Genomic DNA, 19,416 nt, shown 5'->3' on the forward strand with positions numbered 1-19,416 from the left:
GATGCAATTTTTTTAAAGTGCTTACTTTTTTAAAATGCCCAGATACTCAATCCAAGGACCAACATCAGTTCTGTATCTATTTGCCAATACTCGAGAAATCTGTGAAATATGCGTAAGGTCATGCACAGCCCAAGTGGAAATCAATTCCCTGACTCTGACTGGTCCAAATGCTGGATGAAGCCCTGTCTTTTCGAAATGAATTTCCAGATCAGTTATACCCCTAAGCATGGCCAAATTTTTCATTCTAAGGGTCTTAAAGACTTCAAGCTTTTCTTCAAGTGATAGACTCTCTGACACATTTAAATGAGCAAAGCGGTCAAATGGGGGGAAGGGCTTGCTTTCCCCTTCCTGCAGAATAAATTTCAGCCGTGGAATCCAATTTTTCTCCTCGCCATCAATCAAATGATCAACCACTTCGGCAGCATTCCACGTGCCTTCCCCTTCATTGCCATTAAGCCATTCCGAAGATAGACCGCTTAGTAATGCATCCAGCGTATGGGGTGTACGTTCAAGAATCTCAATAGCTTCTCTTAAATTAAAATTCATATAACCGCTCCTTTATAAACAGACCCGATTAGATACAAAAAATAAGCACCTGTACTTAGCTCATCTAAAAGTCCTTTTCAATTTCTTTCATTACAGTAAATGGCCCATATGATTTATTTGATGGCACCACAAGGGTTATCCCGCTTTCAGGGTAATAGGCAGAATGAAAGCTGACTCCCGGGTCATAGCCCATGAGGTGATATTTGAAGATGGCTTCGTTTTTCTTTTTGATCCATAATCCGTAGCCGTAATACTCATTCTCATCTGCTTTGGCATGCGGGGACATCAGCTTTTCAGTATACTCCCCGCTTATGAGCTTATCATTACACAATGCTTCCCAAAATAAGATCATATCCTGAGCAGTAACATAGGCTCCTCCGTCAGAACCGCCTCTGATGGGCAATGAATAAATATTGGTTCTCCATGTCCCATCTTCTTCATTATCTATATAACCAATTGCTGTATTTTCAGGAAGATTGTCAAATCGGAAAAAGCCTGAATCCTTCATTCCACATGGTTCAAAAATTTGGGAATGGATATAATCCTGGAAACTCAGTCCTGTCTTCTTCTCTATAATTAAACCCAAAAGTATATATCCGGCATTATTATAATGAAATTTCTCCCCCGGCTTAAACATCATCTTTTTATTCTGGAACATAGGAAGAAAATCTCTCAGATGATTTAATAGATACATTGGCCTTTCTTTCCACAGCTCCTCAAAATCATCCATAATTGACTCATCAAAATAGTCGGGCACTCCGGATGTATGGGTTAACAGGTGATGAATGGTAATTGTCTCATCAAATAAGGGAAAAACATCCTCCAATACATCATTAAGTCTTGTTTCGAATGATATGAATCCATTCTCGGCCAATTGACAAATGCCAACCGCCGTAAAAATCTTACACCCGGAGGCGATGCCAAACCTGGTACCCGGATTATTTGGGGTTTCATTTGCTCGATCAGCATCCCCCTCTGCTAATTGAAGGATCAATTCCTCCTTTTCTTTAACAAGTACGACACCGGAAAAACCAACATTTTTAATTACAGAACTTAACCTTTTATCATAATCCCTAATTAACATGAGTACTCCCCTTTAAGTAATATTCCAATGACCTAAAGCAATTGCGGGACAGTAATAGCAGTCTCTATAAAAGCATATAACGGATTTTAGAGAGGGTGATTCCTCCAAATGAAAGAGTCGCTTAATCTTTTAGTATTTTATAAATATTTTTCAAAAGCAGTAATAGTCAGTGATTCATTTATTTCTATTTTCTTCAGCTCTTTAAAACTATTCTTTAAATAAAAAGCGACAGCAGGGGTATTCTTAGAGCCTGTTGTGACAATCATTTTTTCATTCATCGGCCTCAGTTCAATGAAGTTCAGCAGCTTTTGTGCAATTCCCTTTCTAAAATGTTCAGGATGCACAATCAGTCTATGAATATCTAAAACATTATTTTCCTCTTTAAAAGAAATCACACCGCATAATTTTTCACCTATAAAATACCCAAGGAAGGTTTCTCCGGTTATTCGCAAGTCATCAGCCGTATCCTTCAAAGGCGGTAAATCAGGACATCCAATGATTTCAGCCTCAATTTTATACGCAGGAAGCTGGACACTTAGAACTTGCACAGCAGCTTTTCGATCTTTAATATCAATTTCCCTAATCATTATGGTCCCTCTTTTTATATTAGTTTTAAAATAAACTTCTCTATCAAGGATAAATTCCCTCCTTTTTGGACGAATGAAGACCTTCCAATTTAAAATTTAACTAGGGGTGAATAGGATGAATTTAAAATATGAAGTGATAACAGAAGAGAAAATCAGACTTTGCCGGGATTTATGCAATAAGCTGATGGCTTTTCAGAAATCTAAGGCACATATAACACCTGAGCGTTTTGACAGCATGAATTTTGAAACTAGAATGATTCCATCCGTAAAATCAGCTTTACATAATTATATTGAGATCGTTAAGGACGATGAAGAAATCGTGGGCTATGTCTATTCCAATGTTTCTCCTAAGGAAGCCTGCTCCAATGATTTCGCCTTTTTTTTTGATCTGACTTCAGTCGGGAAAAGCCATGTTGGCTGCTTATCTCAATTCTTTATAAAAATGCTACAGACCATATGGAATTGGATCAGTTCTTTTTAACATGCCGATGGAATGGTTAATCCAATTTAAAGATGTGGAAGATTATTTTATCTATGTATCAAATAGGAATACAGAGGCTCTTGAATTTTATACTCTCAAAGGGGTTACTGTTAGTCATGAGATTCTCGACGGCTTTATTACAGTTCCCACGCAGATAAGAAAGGCCATTCCCCCTGGAACAGACAACAGGCAAAACTTTCCCAGTAATCAATAAGCTGCCGGACCAATTGGATAAATGCAGAAGCGACAATAATTCAGCGGATATCTTACCTGAATTTTTTCAGGCATATTATCATCAGCAATACCCCCAAAGCCAATATACTCATAATCCAAAAAAATAATGGTGGACATTGTCATAAATCTTGTTATAATTCTAAAAGAAATTACTTTGAAAAGGGTGCTTTATGGGAAATACATGCAGATATGTTGTAAGTGCCACTGGGAAAAACGGCGAGACTTATTATACGCAATGCAAGGACAAAGAAGAGTTAAAAGAGTGGCTGGCCGAACATGAAGACAAGCTGAATAAGAAGGAATTGAAAGTGAAAGACAAAAAAAGACATCCTCTTTTAAGCTGGCTTAACTTCTAATCTTATTGCTAAAAAACCAAATTGACCTTTCCTATTAAATTACTATTTGAATTATAGTAACCTTAGTAAACCTAGATAAGAAAATCGTATGATTTACAACTTTTATGATTATTGTTAATATATTAAAAAAACATTAATAATTTTCGCTTAATCTTAATTGAGCGGGGGAACCAACTGTACTTTTTTAATAAAAGTACCTGGGGTGAATCCTTTTATAGGTAGGGTACTCTCAAGACCCGAACCCGACAGCTAACCTCGTAAGCGTGTTGAGAGGGAACACTGCATAAATGCACAGTGGTTATTACCTCTGTGTTTTTTTGTTGCCTTTTTTAGTTAGGTTTATGTTTTTTGGGGGTATTATAGGAAAGGCAAAATATTTTTTGTGTCCATTTTACATTTTTTTACATCTTTTATTTCATTGGAGGAACGTGTATGAAATTATCTACTAAAATTATTCTTGCTTTGATCGCGGGGGGAATCACAGGGCTGTTGATTAATTTATTTGCACCTGGCATTTTCCCCGAGCTTGACAAGTTTTTGTTTACTCCGCTGGGAAAAATCTTTTTAAATCTCATCAATATGCTGGTTGTTCCGATCGTCTTCTTTTCCATCACTCTTGGAACAGCAGGCCTCGGTGATCCTAAGAAGTTGGGAAGAATTGGGATTAAGACAATCTCCTACTTCCTGGTTACCACCAGCATTGCAATCGTCATAGGTCTTGCTTTGGCAGCTGTTTTCCAGCCAGGAAACGTTGGTGAATTTGACGTCACAAACGTGGAGTACGAATCGAAGGAAGCTCCTCCTGTCTCAGAGACACTATTAAATATTATTCCAACCAATCCGGTAAAAGCCTTCACGGAAGGCAATATGCTTCAGATTATCACTTTTTCTATTTTTGTCGGATTTGCATTAACCATGCTCGGCAATAAAACAAAAGGCATATTAAACCTTATTGAACAAGGCAATAACATGATGATGTACCTTGTTAACCTGGTTATGAGATTTGCTCCTTATGGAACATTTGGACTTATCGTTTCTGCTGTAGGAAGTCAGGGTCTAAGTGCCATTAAAGCTATGGGACTTTATATGATCGTAGTTCTTCTTGCGTTATTTATACATGCGATTTTAACCTATGGAGGTTCAATTGCTTTACTCGCAAAGAAAAACCCGCTATGGTTCTTTAAAGGCTTTGCGCCGGCCATGGGTGTTGCTTTCAGTACATCAAGCAGTAATGCGACTCTGCCGATTTCCATGAATACGGCCCAAAAAAATCTGAAAGTTCCTGAATCAATCAGCAGCTTTGTTCAGCCTCTCGGTGCAACCATCAACATGGATGGAACAGCCATCATGCAGGGAGTTGCAACTATTTTCATTGCCCAAGTATATAATGTTGATTTAACATTGACACAGCTAATCACGGTTGTCCTTACTGCCGTTCTTGCCAGCGTTGGTACAGCTGGTGTGCCTGGTGTCGGTTTGATTATGCTAGCGATGGTTCTTAACTCTGTCAATCTTCCTGTTGAAGGTATCGCATTAATCATTGGGATTGACCGTCTGCTTGATATGACGAGAACAGCAGTTAATATTACAGGTGATGCTGCATGTGCAGTAATTGTAGCGGAAACAGAAGCAAAGAAAGAGGCCGTTAAAGCCTGAATGCAAAATAGCACCGGTTATCTGGTGTTATTTTTTGTGGAAATTTCCTCCTCCCTGCTTGTTTCATTATTCAAATTCATTGATTTTCTATTATTTTTTAGTATAATTAGATTCATAACCATCACGTAACAGTTTGGAGGAATCCTCATGGGGCTGAGAAGTTAAGAATAGGAGAATTGGCTGAAAAAGCAAAGGTTACTAAGAGAACGATTGATTACTATACTTCACTCGGACTGCTAAAAGCAGAACGTTCCCCTTCAAATTATCGCTATTATGATTATTCCGCCATCGAACGTATTGCTTTTATCGAAAAATGTAAAGCGGATGGTTTGTCGCTGGAGGAAATAAAGAAAAAAGTTATCGGCCGATTTTCTGAAGAGGTAGATGTTCTTGAACTAAGGCTCAAAATTCAGGATCTGGAGGAAGATGTGACAAAAGCACTTTCACAGCTTAAAAAATCTGATCCCGAAAAATACGAATATGTCAAAAAGAATATTTCACATGAAAGCTTATCATTAATTCAAACATTGCTTTTATTGCTCAACTGATATCCTGTGCCAAAACGTTTTTTTAGGTTTTTGGAGCATTATGGATATCTATTTGGGCACAATTTAAGTAGTGAACTTTATAAGGATTATAACCATTTTAGGAGGTGTATGTCTTACTTTAGTAAGACTGCTCGTTGACAACCATAAATTTATTACTGATTGCACTATTAATAGCATTAACCGCATTCTTCGTAGCAACTGAGTTTGCGATTGTAAAAGTACGTGTTTCCCGAATTGATCAACTGATTGCTGAGGGCAATAAAAGGGCTATTTCAGCTAAGAGAGTCGTCACTCACCTTGATGAGTATTTATCAGCCTGTCAATTGGGAATAACCATTACCGCATTAGGGCTGGGCTGGCTTGGTGAGCCTACTGTCGAAAAGTTATTGCACCCGGTATTTGAAAGATTTGAGATTGCCGAATCGCTTACCCATATTTTATCCTTCGGCATTGCCTTTGCTTTAGTCACCTTCCTGCATGTGGTTGTAGGTGAGCTTGCACCAAAAACCGTTGCCATCCAAAAAGCTGAGGCAGTTACAATGGCGTTCGCAGCGCCGATTATTTGGTTCTACCGTTTGATGTTCCCTTTCATTTGGTTCTTAAACGGATCTGCTCGGGTACTGGTTGGCATATTTGGTTTAAAACCGGCTTCTGAGCATGAGATCGCCCATTCCGAAGAAGAACTGCGAATACTTTTATCCGAGAGTTATAAAAGCGGTGAGATCAATAAAAATGAGTTAAAGTACGTGAACAATATCTTTGAATTTGATGAAAGAATTGCAAAAGAAATCATGGTTCCGCGTACTGAAATGATTACGATTGCTTCTGATGACACAATAGAAGATATTATGCAAACAATCCAGAGAGAGAATTACACACGATATCCAGTGGAAGATGGGGATAAAGACAATATCCGAGGGTTTATTAATGTAAAAGAATTTCTGACGGCCAGTCTTACAAACAGGATCACCCCGGAGAATCTTGAGCTTGACTCGTTTATTAACCCGGTTATCCATGTAATTGAAAGCATTCCGATTCATGACCTGCTAGTCAAAATGCAAAAAGAACGCATCCATATTGCCATTTTAATGGATGAATATGGCGGAACTTCCGGATTGGTGACTGTCGAAGACATTCTTGAAGAAATTGTCGGAGAAATCCGTGATGAATTTGATGAAGATGAGGTTCCTGAAATTAGAAAGCTTAACGATAACCACTATATTCTGGATTCCAAGCTTCTTATAGACGATGTCAATAATCTGCTTGGCACAGATTTTGAGCATGAAGACGTCGATACAATCGGCGGCTGGTTCCTGACACAGCATATGGAAGCAGAGATAGGAACAGAGATTGAAGCAGATGGATTTACATTTAAAGTCCACGAAAAAGATGGGCACCAGCTGCATTATCTGGAAGTTTTTAAAAGCAAGCCCCAATTAAGCTAGGAAAAACGGCGGCTCCGGTTACGGCAGCTGCCGTTTCTTTTTTGCCTGTCTATATAAATACTTGATTGTTTTCCTATTACCCGTTAGACTGACTTATGTACGTTTTATATCTTTTAATTTCGTGAATTGTCCAGCGCAAGCAGCCTGCCCCCTCGAGGTCACAAGCCAATCCTCCCCAAAAGGCAAAGCGAACGCCTTTCCGTGAGGCTCGTCTTGTGCTTGAGGCCCACAGGATGTGGGTCATGCAGACGTTGCCACAGGACGTGGCGTTCTTAGTCTGCGTTCATTCGTGGGCAAGGCGCTTGCGCTTTTCTTATTAATCAACAGGATGTGTGGCTATGTCAGAAATTATTATCAGCTTTATTGATTTCTTAAAACAGTTTTCTTACTTTGGTATTTTGCTTTCATTATGCTTTGAATTTATCCCGGCAGAAGTGGTTCTTCCTTTGGCGGGCTTTTGGGTCTTCCAGGGAGACTTTAATTATTATTTAGTCGTATTAGCAGGTACAGTGGGAGGAACGATTGGACCGCTGACTTTATATGCATTGGGCAGATATGGCGGCCGTCCAATGGTTTTAAAATACGGAAAATATTTCTTGGTTTCTCAAAAACAGATTGATGCATCGGACAAGTTTTTTGAAAAATATGGCGCAGGGGTAGCTTTCTTCGCCCGATTTATGCCAGTTGTCCGTACTGCGATTTCCATTCCATGCGGGATGGCCAAAATGAATGTGTGGAAGTTCTCTATCTATACATTCCTCGCAATGCTGCCGATTACCGCATTCTATGTTTATTTAGGATATAAACTGGGCCCTCACTACAAAGAAGCAGAGGAAATTTTTAATAGCTATGCCCTGCCTCTAGCCCTGATCATCATTGCAGCAGTCATTATAGTGTTCACTTACAAATATGTAAACAAGCGCAAAAAAAGCCAAAGTATATAAATTTAAATGGAAACGGCACTGGATGGACAGTGCCGTTTCTATTTATGTTTTATACAAAAAACTTTGAAGCCCAGGCTATGTAATATGCACCGGGTATAAACATGATTTGTGCAAGGACTGTTCCAATCAATCTGGAGGTAACCATCATAATCGAAATTCCTTTTAAATTCGAATACTTGGCCTTCCCGTGCACCACATTATCTGACATAACAGAAATTTTCGGGTCCACAAAAATGGATAGAAGAATCGTTGCCACACCGTTTATGAGTCCGGATGCCATTACAGCAGTATTTGAGCTAGCCGTTGTAAGCAGGGAAGCATATAAGGCTGCCAGTACTCCAATTGTATATATGGCTGTTACAAACATATTGAATAAAAATAGCCGTTTTGGAATTTCACTAAGTTTAAGCCCATTTAAATAGGAGATTCTCGGAATTTTAAAATGTTTAACCATTCTCTTTGCCGATTTCCAATTAAACCCGATTTTCAGTAATGAAGGAACCGACCCTTCCTCATCGGCAAGACGGATAATCGCTCTTGAGAAAATGGCTATGAATGTTGGGAGCAATAGAATTCCAATTATGGTTCCTATTGTGGATGCCCCTATTAACACCCTGAATTGGCTTTCCACATAAACGAGAAAGTTTTGTTCAGGCGCTGTATCAATAATACTGCCAAGCAAAGGCTGCTGCCCCATGTTTGCCATTCGTGAAACAATGACAATGGTACTGAACAAAGAAAGCCCTGATGCTATCAGCTTGACCCTGGCACCCGATAATCGGACTGCATAAGCCAGTGTTTCAATACTATGTATAAGGATAATAAATAAAGAAGTAAACACGATTTTCCCCGTCATAAGATCCAAAAAGAACACTTCTTTCGATTTTTCCTTATTATACCATTAGGCTAATTATGTTTGAAGCGTGATGAAAAAGAATCCCCTTTTGCCTTTCTTCAGCTCTTCCCAGCCTATCACCAGCATTAACATGCCTAAAAGAAAAGAACTAAATGGAATCCAATCAAAGCTTTGGGTGATTAACATATAAAGGGAAATTAAAATGTTGCCTGCCGCCAGCGATATTCTTAGTTTACTCAATGATTTCCCTCCTCAATTGCAAATAATGCACTGCCTATCCTATTTTCCGGCATCGTGCTTGTCGAGCATTTCCTTAAGAAATTCATCGGATTTCCCTCTCGGAATACTGAGACTTTCCCACTCTTCGTTTTTTAATAGCTTGCCGATATAAACAATCTGTCCAACATGGTAAGAATAATGGGCCATCTGCCTTTCTATTGCATCCATAACTAGATGGCTCTCGCCTCGAATAGTGATATTTTTAAGCAGATCCTCCTCTTTTAAACTATCTAAAGCGGAAAACAGTACCTTCCACCCTTTTTCCCAAATCAATAATAGTTCATCCTTTGTGGCTGTGGCTGTTGAAAACTCCTCATCCCTGTTTCGATAAGGCTTTTCTCCATCTGATGTCAAAAAATTGGTCCACCGTGAAACCATATTGCCGCTCATATGCCTGATAATTACCGCTGTACTATTGGACTCTTCATTGCAAGCCCAATTCAATTCCTCATTGGAAAGCCGCTGAATGGTTATATCCGCTAATTCCTTCACTGCCTGGAATCTTTTCTTTACGATCATTAGATAATTTGCACCTATACTCATAATATGGCCTCCTTTTTAACTTCAGTAAGATTGGGACTCATTAGGACCTATACCTGTGAAATCGTTTTTTGAAGAGACGCAGGATTAACTACCATTTCCTTCTACCCTTGTCTTTTTCGTCATTATTCTTCTTGATTAACTACATTTTCCTTCGACACTCGGATTTTCGCCGTTATTCTTCTTATTACTTCCCATTTTCCTTCGGCCCTCGTCGTTTTGGGCATTATTCATCTCGACTAACTACCATTTTCCTTCTACCCTTGTCTTTTTCGTCGTTATTATTCTTAATTAACCCCCATTTTCCTCCGACCTTCGTCTTTTTCGTCGTTATTCCTCTCGATTAACTACCATTTTCCTCCGACCTTCGTCTTTTTCGTCGTTATTCCTCTCGATTAATTACCATTTTCCTTCGACCTTCGTCTTTCTCGTCGTTATTCTTCTCGATTAACTCCCATTTTCCTTCAACACTCGTCTTTTTCGTCGTTATTCTTCTCGATTAACTCCCATTTTCCTTCGACCTTCGTCTTTTTCGTCGTTATTCTTCTCGATTAACTACCATTTTCCTTCGACACTCGTCTTTTTCGTCGTTATTCTTCTCGATTAACTCCCATTTTCCTTCGACACTCGTCTTTTTCGTCGTTATTCTTCTCGATTAACTCCCATTTTCCTTCGACCTTCGTCTTTTTCGTCGTTATTAGTTCTTGAATCATGTATTCCGCCATTCCCATGGAATCGTTACCAGGCGGCTGAATATTGAAAACCTCCTTTATCATGACAGAAAGCAAGAGGGACGCCACTAAAACATCACTCTTATCCCTTTTTCTGTATAAGCCCAAACCCAAGCCCGACCGGATCCACCAGATAGGCAAGATAGAAATCATCAAATTCCATTTTGTCCCTTACCACCATTGCCCCATTTTCCTTTGCAAGAGAAATGGATTCGTCAATCGATTCCACTTCTATCTGAATACGGGTTCTATGAGGGTAATCTTTTGGCCCTTTACTGATGCCCCCATTTACAGCTTGATTTTGGTCATTCCCTGTCTTGACTGGCCAATATCCCCAATTCGGTTCTTCAATCTCCCATCCGAAAACATTGGAATAAAACTCAGCTGCTTTTTCCGGTTCCTGGCTGTTTAATTCAAATCCGGTTACTTTCGCCATTGGTCTCGCCTGCTTTCTTTGTCTAAATTTACCATTCCTAGTACCTTTTCCGCCAAAACATCATTTTCTTCCAGCCCAACCTTGTGACAAAGACATGCATGAACTCTTCTGAATTCCGGGAACATGCTTGTCATTACCTTCATAATTTCAGAGGGTTTCGGACTGCTGAACCATTCCTCCAGTAGTTTTAGCTGCCAGGTTTCCAGTTTGCTCCTTGTTCCCTGCAATCTGGCCCAGTCTCCAAAGGTATTTGGCTGCAGCCCTGCTTCCATATGCCATGCAGTTACTATGGATAACCGGAGATTGTCCAGGCAGTGCAGAGCATAATATATCTCCCCCCGGCTCACTCTTCTGTATATCTCATGTACATAGGCAAAAAATTTATTTCTCCAGCTTTCTACTTCCTCAAGAGCTGGCTGGTAAGTTAAACCTTTTGACTTTTCCGATAATGCAAGCATTACTCCAGCCATATCATGAACAATCTTAATATTCTGAAGCCATACAGATGGCTGGAGCTGTTGTGAACGATAATAAAATGCATCTACTTTAATAAAATTAATATAGTGTGCAACTGTATGTGATGCGCGGGGATTATCTTCGAAGAATAATACATTTCCCCATTTTTTCGCCCTTTCCTTTTTATTAAGCCTATATTCCTCAAATACCTTATCATTCACGATAATCCGCAGATCAATGTCTGAAAATAAATCCGTACTGTTTTCTCCTATGGAACCGCCATAAAAAACAGATAATACATTTTGATCAAGTATCAAATCCTTTTCAATAGAATGCATGATTTTTTCTCTATGTCGCGGAAGTTCAGAATCTCTTCTTTTGTATTTAGCATATAATCCCATTCATACAAATCAGCCTCCAATATACTAAATTCTTTTATACTAATCCGGCAGCAATTCCATTACCCCAAATTTCCTAAAAACATCGCCTTTACCTGGCAGAATCACTTGTATATCTTCCCCATAATCGCTCATCAGTTCCCTGCACATTCCCATGGGGAGACCACACGGGAATCAGACCCTTCACTGTTTGATAGTACGGCAACAATAGTCTCAAATTCCCGATCGCCTTCTGATATGGCTTTTCCAAGTACAATTGCTTCAGCACAGACAGCAGCTCTTCCAATATAAGCTTCAAGATTCACCGCAGTATAGACCTTGCCGGATTTGGTTCTGACTGGTGCGGCAACATGATGTTTTCCTTCCTGGTATAATTTCTTCATTAATTTATTTGCTGATTCTATCATTTCCATGTCATGTGTGTTCAGTATGCTCACCCTAAATTCCTGCTTTTTGCTTTTAAATTTTTCAGTCTTTTAAAGTCTTTGCTCAAGCATGATTGTTTAAAGCGCTTTGACTGCTTGAGGCTGTTAATGTCAGAGCGATTATCATAAGATAACTGAATATGAAAATAGTTAACATACTCGAGGATGGCAAAGATATAGATAAAGGCGGCAATAGTCAGTCCCTGAGATGTTGATGGTTGCCACATATAATAATCTGCTATGAAGGCAGCAGGAATAATTATTATGATAGCAATGTTCCATTTTTTTATGGCCCTTAACTGTTTAATCAGCCTTATCGGTGCAGCAGCTGTATTTTCTTTTTTTAACCGCTTCCATTTTACAAACCAATAAATGGAGCCTTGAAGGAGTAAAAACTCCAGCAGCAGAAACGATGACCAGAAAGAAAAAAGTGAATATAAATGGAGATCAGGATAAGCATAATTCACCATATAACTAACAAAAACAAACATTATGAGACTCGTTGTTTCACCAGTAAAAAGATAGGAAAGTCTCTTCAATATTCGATTCCTCACCAAAATTCCTCACTTCCAGGTAAAGAGTACCACTTATTAGTAATACGAATTTTCTAAAAAAAGGTTTCAAAAAAAAACTCCAGCCAAGGCGGCTGAAGATTTTTATTATACTGCTTTTTTAGGATATGGCCCGTATTTATTTGATCCAGGTTCACTATCCATTAGAGTAAAGATGAGGATTATAATCCCTCCGATTAAAGGAATCAAAGAAATTAGAATCCACCAGCCGCTTTTCCCGGTGTCGTGCAGCCTTCTGACAGTTACAGAAAGACTCGGAATTAACATAATCAGAGAGAAGAGAGTTGTAAGGATTCCAATGTCCTCTGTAATCTCCCATCCAAAAATCATCTCAATAATAGTTAAAATGATTGAGATGAGAAATGTAAACAAAATAAACATCCAATATTCTCTTCGTCTGGATCTTCCGCTGAAATTGAATGATTCTTTAATCACATTAATAAATGCATTCATGCTGTTTTCACCTCCGCTGTACACATCCATCTATTATATCAATAATAAAAACCTTTTTTCAGCAGGGGAAAATATGGATTATTTATCGAAAATTGAATAATGTTCTCCCCCAAAAATGAAATAAAAAACTCCTGCCTCTAATTAACGGAGCAGGAGTCTTTTGTTCCTCATCTTAGCAGATATAAGGACTTGCACTGAATGATTTTTGCGGCATATTTCTATAGTGGTGATAAACATGAAAATACTGACAACACTTCGAGGTGTGATAAAGCACGAGGCCAAAAAATTGTTCGATAACAGAATGGCCAGGCATAAAGATAGGCTCCCAAACAGATAATGAGCTTCCGGCACAAGCAGGAAGCTTTAATTTCACCTAATAATATGCAAATCAAACACATAAAAATAGGGGGCATGATACCACTTTTACAGGAGAAATAATTCTTGACTGTAACCCAGTCGAAAAGAAGTGAAAAAATGACCCAGGCTGCTGTATAGAAGAAAAAAGAGGCTTACTTTCTGGCATGAAATTTAAAAAAATAATCCCAAATGATGCTTTCAAGAGTCAGTTCAATGATACGGACTCCCAGCTACGCTTCCCCGCTGTTTAGCTTATATAGGCGAAAATATAAACTTAGCATTGCATCCGTTCTTAAGTTAATTAAAGCAATGACAACCCAGCTGACGTAAATTTCTATTTTCGATAAGAGCTTTTATCAGATTATTTGGCAAGGAAAGATAAGGAAACCAATACATACAATGAACCGCCTTTTATTGTTTCAATACTTTTGATGGAAAGAACTTTTCTGCTCTAATAAAATCATAAATTTATAAAATAAAACGAGAGACAGCAGAAGAAATGGATCTACCATAATCGAATACCATATTTTCCATGTACCATAATTAAAGTAACCCCAGGGTTCAGGAAGCAGAGCCGCCATTTCATAAAGGATAATTGCCGCAACAAAGAAAAGCATATAAACCATTTTTTTAATAATCCCTTTTGAAAAAGGGTATCCGTTCAAAAAAATGATGTTTACCGGCGGAATTAAAAATAACCTCGGCAGCAAGCCTGCCCATTCAACACCTGGAGAAAAGTACCAATAATGATGATGTTTAAATTCAACAACTAAATCAAATAACATCTGAAAAGCTATTGTAAAAGTCCAGATTTGCAATACTTGGCTGGGAGTCATTTTTTTATTTATTTTGAAGGCAATCATATTAAAGGCGATTATTGAAGCTATAAGTAAGATCATAGTTATTCCTTATATCTCTTTCTCGAAAGTTTATATTATTATTATTTACTAATTCGGACGTCTGCTATGCAAAGGAGGCGAAGACAATTGACCTGATATGAAGAAGTACAAGTCCATCGGATTCGAGTCTGCTACGACACCCATGCCGGAAGGATAAATGTAAAAGAGAGCAAGCGGCCAATCTTATTGGCCAATTGCTCTCTTTTTCGTTATTATGCCCCCATTTTCACCATCATTTTCAGCTGCTTTCGAGCCCTGAAGATTCTGGTTTTTACAGTTGAAGGATTTAAATTAAGCATAGCCGCTATTTCCCTTTCCTTTAATCCCCGGTCTATTTTCAGCAAAAGAATATCTCTATAGCTGCCTGTCAGCTTCTTTACAGCCCCGGTGATTTCCTCAGCAGCAAAGCCGGATTCAACTTCCTGCTCGACATTCTGTTTTGTAGCAACACCGAGACATTCGAGCATGTCCTGCTCCATCGGCACAGCAGCCTTCCGCCTTTCTCTCCGAATAGCGTCCAGGGCAGTCCTTCGGGCAATGACAGACAGCCATGCCCCCGCTTTTTCTTCATCGATAATCGTTTCCGCTTTCTTCATGGCTTTAATAAAAGTTTCTTGAACGATATCCTCCGCAAGATAAGCGTCTCTTGTCATTGAGAAACATATATGATAAAGGCGTTTATAATGACACGTATACAGCTCGGTAATATCCATAATCCATCCTCTTCCCTTACTCCTCTATATTCAGTGAAATGCTCACCTTGAACAAGTCACCATCTGTATCTATTTCAAGATTTCCATCATGAAGATCAATAATCGATTTGGCTATGGCAAGCCCCAGGCCTGAACCATCTGTATGCCTTGATTTATCTCCTCGTTTGAAACGCTCGAACAGTTCTTCGCTTTGATCGTCCAATTCATATTTAGAAACATTTTTAAACGTTATAACTGCCTGGCCTTTCACTTTCGCTATCGCAATATAGACCCTTGAGTTTTCCAATGAGTATTTCAGTATATTGCCAATTAAATTATCAAAGACTCGCCAGAGCTTTTGGCCATCTACGAATGCGATTGCCGGATGATCAGGTTTGGTTACTCTGAAATGCAGATTGGATTCATTAATAGCGTTATTATGCTCCGCGAGAGCCTGCTGCAGCAGCTGGATAAGATCCACTCTTTCCTTCCGGAGCTCAATATTGCCGCTAGCCATTTTCGAGACTTCGAATAAATCATCAATCAAAACCTTTAGACGTTTAGACTTCCGGTCAATGATTTCAAGGTAGGCAGAGCGATCGTCCTCAGAAACCTCACCTGACTTCAGCAGCTCCGTGTACGTAATAATGGAAGTTAATGGTGTTCTTAGATCGTGACTGACATTTGTTATCAGCTCCGTTTTCAGCCTTTCGCTTTTTGCCTGCTCGCTAAGGGAAGTTTTGACGCCCTGCTTCAATACATTAATATTTCCTGCGAGTGAAGCCAGAACACCTTTTCCTTTAACCGGCAAGTCCTGGCCCATGTGACCCGTTGCCAATTCATTTGCGGTCTCAACAATTCGGTTGAAATAGCCTAAGCGCCTGATTAGTGCCATAACCAGCGGAATACCTGCAAACGCTAAGAGCATTACATAAAACAGGGCAAATAGCGGATGGAAGAACATGACAATTGAACCCATTCCCATTCCAAAGATGATTATTAGAACAACAAACAGCTGCGTTCCTGTACTCCGGTTTAAAAAGGCTTCCTGCAGGCTGGTTTTCAAACCGCCAGCCGTTCTATAAACCAGACTCTTTTTCAAAACTGCCTTTGCGTTTTCCAAGTCCTTAAATTCACCCGCGATATATTTGAGCTGAACAATTGTCAGACCGCATAGAACAGATGCTCCAAGTAGCACAATAATCAATTCAATAACACGCGGCAGGATATTGTAGGAGTCTATTAGAAAATCATTTATCAGAAAAAGAGCTAAACTGCTCCCTATTACTGTCAATCCCAAGAAGATTATTCTTAAATCAATAGGGAGCTTATTATATAAAGGCTCCCACCTTTTGATTTCAGCAGACAGGGCCTTTGACCTTCTGCCAGCAATCAATGCAGCGATAACAGCCAAAACCGCTGAGCCGCCATAGATTAATAATACAATCTGCTTTTGTTTGAAAAGATTATTTTGGTCAATGAACATATTTGAATCAGGAAGATTTTTAGCCAGGCCAATTTGTCCTTTAAAGTAGCCTGATTGCGATTCTACCAGCGACTGTTCAAACCCCTCATACCCCCCCATAATAATATGAAGGAAGTAATTTTTGTCCATGGTGTAATCGGTATGATAAACCATCTCTTTTTTCATTACTTCATCCGGAGACTCATTTTTGGACAAAGTTAAATTGGTGTATACTTCACCAGTGGAAGTGTCCTCAAAATAATAAGTAAATGAATCCTCATAAAAGTCATACTGATCCCGCAATTGTTCTTTTTCCTTGAAAAACTCTTCTATTTTTTCTTCTTTTTCTTTTATCACTTTGGGGCGTACGTGTTCATCGCTCTCAAAGTTCTTCGTAATATCCTCGATTCTTTTGTTCATCTGATCGGTTAAAGCCTTGGCAAATTCATTATTTTCAGTGTCCTTTGCCTCTTGGATTCTATATTCATATTGGCTTCTAATATTATCTATTTGTTCAGGCAGAGTCCCATAACGATAGCGATGTTCATGGATGTCCTCTTCCGACACCTCGATGGCTTCCTTAGCTTTTTCGAGGGTAAGGTTATTCAGTTCGAACATTTCCAGGTATCCGGCATATTGATCCAAATCACTTCTAAACTGATTTGTGTGAAAATAGTCCGGGTTTGCATATTCCCTTCCGTTTATTAGAACAGACAAAACGCCGCTCGCTCCGTAAGCAAATAAAACCGTTATCATCGCAATGATGAATTTATTTTTCCATCTTGTATCCAATTCCCCATACCACCTTTAAATATCTCGGATTTTTCGGGTCGATTTCAATCTTTTCACGGATTTTCCGAATATGGACTGCCACCGTATTTTCTGCGTTATAGTACGGCTCGTTCCATACCCGTTCATAAATTTCATTAATGGAAAAAACGCGTCCGGCATTCGTCATTAAAAGTTCCACAATTTTATACTCGATCGGAGTCATTTTCACTGGCTCTCCATTAACACTCACTTCTTTTGCTTCCTTATCCAGCATGAGACCGTTCAGATCAATCACTTTTTTGACTCCTTCAAACGTTCCGAATGTCACATATCTTCTCAGCTGTGATTTCACACGGGCAACCAATTCCATAGGATTGAAAGGCTTGGTCACATAATCATCAGCTCCAACCTGCAGCCCCAGGATTTTATCTGTATCCTCTGTTTTGGCACTCAGAATAATAATCGGGATGTTTTTCTTTTCGCGAATTTTATATGTAGCTGAAATGCCATCCAGCTTTGGCATCATGACATCCAAAATAATCAGATGCACCTGATTCTCATTCAATATCTCCAGAGCTTCGATTCCATCTTTCGCTTTTAATACAGTAATGCCTTCATTTTTAAGATAAATTTCTATAGCATCTCTTATCTCTTTTTCATCATCTACGACGAGTACATAATAGTTATCCATAATCCCCCTGCTTTCAAGGTGCTCTTTTCATATTTTTATACTAAACGCAAAATCTTAACATTAATGTAATAGAAATCTTAAGAATTTCTTAAGATTGAATCTGCATTTCTTAAGTTTTACATCCCTTCTATTTTATAATGGATGGAAATGGAAATATAGACTTGTAATTGTAAGTCATAAAAAAGCACCATCCGCCAGCTGTCCCAGCTGGTGAATGGTGCAAAAAGTGATTTAGAAATGTCATTTATTCTGTAAGAAGACTGCTCTCAATACGAACGGACGGGCGAAACAAGCTGAATATAAGATTCGCCGCTGACAGGCTTGATTATAACCGGCTTCATTGAACCGCTGAAGCTTAAAAGTACATGCTCTTCCTGAATAGCTTTTAGGGCATCCATTAAAAAGTTCCCATCAAGTGATATGGATAGTTCCCGCTCGCCGGTGATTTCTAACAGAGGCTGTGTTTCTTCAATTTTTCCAATGGCAGAGGAAACTGAAGATATTTTCAATGCCCCTTCTTTTATCTCCAGGAGGACATTGTTATTCTTCCATTCGAGGGCAAACAGGCAGGCACGGTCAATTCCCTTTAATAGTTTTTTTGCGTCCAGTTTTATAACTGTTTTCGCTTCATTCGGTATGAGTCCAGTTACATCAGGATACTTGCCTTCAATAAGCCGTGAACAGAGCATGATCGATTTTGTTTTGAAAACTAAATAGCTCTCTGATGAGAAGATTTGTACTTCACTTTCTTCCTGATGAGCCAATAGCTTTAAAAGTTCCTTTAGGCTCGAGCCTGGAACAATGAAAGACCTTTTGGAAGCAGAAGCAATCCTTGTCTGCAGAAACGCTAAACGATGTGAGTCAGTTGCCGCACACGAAAAGTGATTTTCTTTAACAATCATATGCACTCCTGTGAGCACCGGCCTTGTATCATTCTTCGAAGCTGCAAACACGGTCTGCTTTATTATTGCTGATAATTTTACAGAAGAAATTTGGATCTTGTGCGAATTATCAAATTCAGGAAGTTTTGGATACTGTTCGGCTGGAAAACCATTTATGTATGTGATAATTTCATCTGATATGATTGTCACGTTATGCTTTTCATTCACTTTGATATGTATGTCACCCGGCAGCTTTTTAATTAGCTCTGTCAGGTATCTGGATGTTACTACAACACTGCCAGTCTTTACTATTTCCAGTACAGCCCCTTCATCAGCAGCAGGAATGACTTTTTCAATCACAATATCAGAGTTGCTTCCAGTGAGTCTTAAATGGTTCTCACAAGCAGTCAGCTTTATCCCGGTTAAAATCGGAAAAGGTGTCTTGGCAGAAATTGCACTGCTTACTTCTCCAACGGCTTTATTAAAATATTCATTCTTAATTTTAAACTCCATTCATACCCCACCTAATTTTATCGATAGGATATTCTTTCGACAAAATTCCTGAAAATTCCTTTTACCTTATCAGCATAACTTTGTTTGAACAGCTCCAAGGGAAAAAGTTTATCAGCTTTT

Annotated in this window: 22 protein-coding genes, 1 pseudogene and 1 riboswitch; of the genes and pseudogenes, 6 read left to right on the forward strand and 17 right to left on the reverse strand. The window is 39.0% G+C overall.

The features are described 5' to 3' along the window. Positions 1-21: 21 nt before the first annotated feature. From AC0VZ9_RS17475 to AC0VZ9_RS17485, 3 genes are all read right to left on the reverse strand, one after another. Positions 22-546, reverse strand: a complete 525-nt coding sequence (locus AC0VZ9_RS17475) for a DinB family protein (RefSeq protein ID WP_019382664.1) — start codon at positions 544-546, stop codon at positions 22-24. A gap of 64 nt (positions 547-610) precedes the next feature. Continuing rightward, positions 611-1,630: a serine hydrolase domain-containing protein gene (locus tag AC0VZ9_RS17480; RefSeq protein ID WP_475396555.1), complete on the reverse strand. Its 1,020-nt coding sequence runs from the start codon at positions 1,628-1,630 to the stop codon at positions 611-613. 137 nt (positions 1,631-1,767) lie between these two features. Next, positions 1,768-2,217: a GNAT family N-acetyltransferase gene (locus tag AC0VZ9_RS17485; RefSeq protein WP_475396556.1), complete on the reverse strand. Its 450-nt coding sequence runs from the start codon at positions 2,215-2,217 to the stop codon at positions 1,768-1,770. 115 nt (positions 2,218-2,332) lie between these two features. Between AC0VZ9_RS17485 and AC0VZ9_RS17490 the strand changes: the two genes are divergently transcribed. From AC0VZ9_RS17490 to AC0VZ9_RS17515, 6 genes are all read left to right on the forward strand, one after another. After that, the gene (locus tag AC0VZ9_RS17490; protein WP_475396557.1) at positions 2,333-2,698 is read left to right on the forward strand and encodes a hypothetical protein; all 366 of its coding nucleotides are present in this window, start codon (positions 2,333-2,335) and stop codon (positions 2,696-2,698) included. Positions 2,699-3,102: 404 nt separating this feature from the next. After that, positions 3,103-3,288 carry a hypothetical protein gene (locus tag AC0VZ9_RS17495; protein WP_009333656.1) on the forward strand — a complete coding sequence of 62 codons (186 nt, stop codon included), beginning with the start codon at positions 3,103-3,105 and terminating at the stop codon, positions 3,286-3,288. A 134-nt stretch (positions 3,289-3,422) separates the two neighbouring features. After that, a riboswitch (cyclic di-AMP (ydaO/yuaA leader) is annotated at positions 3,423-3,568 on the forward strand. A gap of 152 nt (positions 3,569-3,720) precedes the next feature. Further along, positions 3,721-4,944 (forward strand): dicarboxylate/amino acid:cation symporter, encoded by a 1,224-nt coding sequence (locus AC0VZ9_RS17500; protein WP_475396558.1) that lies wholly within the window; start codon positions 3,721-3,723, stop codon positions 4,942-4,944. 176 nt (positions 4,945-5,120) lie between these two features. After that, the gene (locus AC0VZ9_RS17505) at positions 5,121-5,492 is read left to right on the forward strand and encodes a MerR family transcriptional regulator (protein ID WP_009333654.1); all 372 of its coding nucleotides are present in this window, start codon (positions 5,121-5,123) and stop codon (positions 5,490-5,492) included. 134 nt (positions 5,493-5,626) lie between these two features. Then, positions 5,627-6,937 carry a hemolysin family protein gene (locus AC0VZ9_RS17510; protein WP_009333653.1) on the forward strand — a complete coding sequence of 437 codons (1,311 nt, stop codon included), beginning with the start codon at positions 5,627-5,629 and terminating at the stop codon, positions 6,935-6,937. A gap of 338 nt (positions 6,938-7,275) precedes the next feature. After that, positions 7,276-7,881, forward strand: a complete 606-nt coding sequence (locus AC0VZ9_RS17515) for a DedA family protein (protein WP_009333652.1) — start codon at positions 7,276-7,278, stop codon at positions 7,879-7,881. A gap of 49 nt (positions 7,882-7,930) precedes the next feature. Here AC0VZ9_RS17515 and AC0VZ9_RS17520 read toward each other — a convergent pair whose 3' ends face one another. The 14 genes and pseudogenes from AC0VZ9_RS17520 to dnaN form a co-directional block, all read right to left on the reverse strand. After that, on the reverse strand, positions 7,931-8,746 hold the full coding sequence (locus tag AC0VZ9_RS17520) for a lipid II flippase Amj family protein (protein WP_034296771.1): 816 nt from the start codon (positions 8,744-8,746) through the stop codon (positions 7,931-7,933). A 45-nt stretch (positions 8,747-8,791) separates the two neighbouring features. Further along, on the reverse strand, positions 8,792-8,977 hold the full coding sequence (locus AC0VZ9_RS17525; RefSeq protein ID WP_009333650.1) for a hypothetical protein: 186 nt from the start codon (positions 8,975-8,977) through the stop codon (positions 8,792-8,794). A 39-nt stretch (positions 8,978-9,016) separates the two neighbouring features. After that, positions 9,017-9,559 carry a DUF1572 family protein gene (locus AC0VZ9_RS17530; protein WP_009333649.1) on the reverse strand — a complete coding sequence of 181 codons (543 nt, stop codon included), beginning with the start codon at positions 9,557-9,559 and terminating at the stop codon, positions 9,017-9,019. Between the two features lie 587 nt (positions 9,560-10,146). Then, a complete protein-coding gene (locus AC0VZ9_RS17535; RefSeq protein WP_159345725.1) occupies positions 10,147-10,356 on the reverse strand; it encodes a hypothetical protein in 210 nt (69 codons plus the stop codon). A gap of 13 nt (positions 10,357-10,369) precedes the next feature. After that, positions 10,370-10,723: a VOC family protein gene (locus AC0VZ9_RS17540; protein ID WP_475396559.1), complete on the reverse strand. Its 354-nt coding sequence runs from the start codon at positions 10,721-10,723 to the stop codon at positions 10,370-10,372. After that, positions 10,711-11,580 (reverse strand): aminoglycoside 6-adenylyltransferase, encoded by an 870-nt coding sequence (locus AC0VZ9_RS17545; protein ID WP_159345723.1) that lies wholly within the window; start codon positions 11,578-11,580, stop codon positions 10,711-10,713. The genes AC0VZ9_RS17540 and AC0VZ9_RS17545 overlap by 13 nt, the downstream gene beginning before the upstream one ends. Before the next feature lie 39 nt (positions 11,581-11,619). Beyond that, positions 11,620-11,990 (reverse strand): annotated as a pseudogene (locus AC0VZ9_RS17550) (cytidine deaminase). A 20-nt stretch (positions 11,991-12,010) separates the two neighbouring features. Continuing rightward, entirely contained in the window at positions 12,011-12,493 is a 483-nt protein-coding gene (locus tag AC0VZ9_RS17555; RefSeq protein WP_396116531.1) for a general stress protein, read from the reverse strand. Positions 12,494-12,661: 168 nt separating this feature from the next. Beyond that, on the reverse strand, positions 12,662-13,027 hold the full coding sequence (locus tag AC0VZ9_RS17560; protein ID WP_475396560.1) for a DUF805 domain-containing protein: 366 nt from the start codon (positions 13,025-13,027) through the stop codon (positions 12,662-12,664). A 776-nt stretch (positions 13,028-13,803) separates the two neighbouring features. Then, a complete protein-coding gene (locus AC0VZ9_RS17565) occupies positions 13,804-14,283 on the reverse strand; it encodes a hypothetical protein (RefSeq protein WP_251156836.1) in 480 nt (159 codons plus the stop codon). A 212-nt stretch (positions 14,284-14,495) separates the two neighbouring features. Then, complete coding sequence (locus AC0VZ9_RS17570; protein ID WP_019382559.1) at positions 14,496-14,996, reverse strand: RNA polymerase sigma factor; 501 nt, start codon at positions 14,994-14,996, stop codon at positions 14,496-14,498. A 16-nt stretch (positions 14,997-15,012) separates the two neighbouring features. Continuing rightward, positions 15,013-17,232, reverse strand: a complete 2,220-nt coding sequence (locus AC0VZ9_RS17575) for a sensor histidine kinase (protein ID WP_019382558.1) — start codon at positions 17,230-17,232, stop codon at positions 15,013-15,015. Continuing rightward, positions 17,210-17,902, reverse strand: coding sequence for a response regulator transcription factor (locus AC0VZ9_RS17580; RefSeq protein ID WP_009333640.1), 693 nt, complete (start codon positions 17,900-17,902; stop codon positions 17,210-17,212). The genes AC0VZ9_RS17575 and AC0VZ9_RS17580 overlap by 23 nt, the downstream gene beginning before the upstream one ends. A gap of 266 nt (positions 17,903-18,168) precedes the next feature. After that, entirely contained in the window at positions 18,169-19,296 is a 1,128-nt protein-coding gene (dnaN, locus tag AC0VZ9_RS17585; RefSeq protein ID WP_475396561.1) for a DNA polymerase III subunit beta, read from the reverse strand. Between the last annotated feature and the right edge of the window lie 120 nt (positions 19,297-19,416).

Source organism: Cytobacillus sp. QJM3NY_8, assembly GCF_056173585.1.

What these genes read in the sequence shown, in the direction of transcription:
- AC0VZ9_RS17475 (WP_019382664.1), bottom strand. Translation starts at nt 546, where the DNA reads ATGAATTTTAATTTAAGAGAAGCTATTGAGATTCTTGAACGTACACCC.
- AC0VZ9_RS17480 (WP_475396555.1), bottom strand. Translation starts at nt 1,630, where the DNA reads ATGTTAATTAGGGATTATGATAAAAGGTTAAGTTCTGTAATTAAAAAT.
- AC0VZ9_RS17485 (WP_475396556.1), bottom strand. Translation starts at nt 2,217, where the DNA reads ATGATTAGGGAAATTGATATTAAAGATCGAAAAGCTGCTGTGCAAGTT.
- AC0VZ9_RS17490 (WP_475396557.1), top strand. Translation starts at nt 2,333, where the DNA reads ATGAATTTAAAATATGAAGTGATAACAGAAGAGAAAATCAGACTTTGC.
- AC0VZ9_RS17495 (WP_009333656.1), top strand. Translation starts at nt 3,103, where the DNA reads ATGGGAAATACATGCAGATATGTTGTAAGTGCCACTGGGAAAAACGGC.
- AC0VZ9_RS17500 (WP_475396558.1), top strand. Translation starts at nt 3,721, where the DNA reads ATGAAATTATCTACTAAAATTATTCTTGCTTTGATCGCGGGGGGAATC.
- AC0VZ9_RS17515 (WP_009333652.1), top strand. Translation starts at nt 7,276, where the DNA reads ATGTCAGAAATTATTATCAGCTTTATTGATTTCTTAAAACAGTTTTCT.
- AC0VZ9_RS17530 (WP_009333649.1), bottom strand. Translation starts at nt 9,559, where the DNA reads ATGAGTATAGGTGCAAATTATCTAATGATCGTAAAGAAAAGATTCCAG.
- AC0VZ9_RS17540 (WP_475396559.1), bottom strand. Translation starts at nt 10,723, where the DNA reads ATGGCGAAAGTAACCGGATTTGAATTAAACAGCCAGGAACCGGAAAAA.
- AC0VZ9_RS17545 (WP_159345723.1), bottom strand. Translation starts at nt 11,580, where the DNA reads ATGGGATTATATGCTAAATACAAAAGAAGAGATTCTGAACTTCCGCGA.
- AC0VZ9_RS17555 (WP_396116531.1), bottom strand. Translation starts at nt 12,493, where the DNA reads ATGTTTGTTTTTGTTAGTTATATGGTGAATTATGCTTATCCTGATCTC.
- AC0VZ9_RS17560 (WP_475396560.1), bottom strand. Translation starts at nt 13,027, where the DNA reads ATGAATGCATTTATTAATGTGATTAAAGAATCATTCAATTTCAGCGGA.
- AC0VZ9_RS17565 (WP_251156836.1), bottom strand. Translation starts at nt 14,283, where the DNA reads ATGATCTTACTTATAGCTTCAATAATCGCCTTTAATATGATTGCCTTC.
- AC0VZ9_RS17570 (WP_019382559.1), bottom strand. Translation starts at nt 14,996, where the DNA reads ATGGATATTACCGAGCTGTATACGTGTCATTATAAACGCCTTTATCAT.
- AC0VZ9_RS17580 (WP_009333640.1), bottom strand. Translation starts at nt 17,902, where the DNA reads ATGGATAACTATTATGTACTCGTCGTAGATGATGAAAAAGAGATAAGA.
- dnaN (WP_475396561.1), bottom strand. Translation starts at nt 19,296, where the DNA reads ATGGAGTTTAAAATTAAGAATGAATATTTTAATAAAGCCGTTGGAGAA.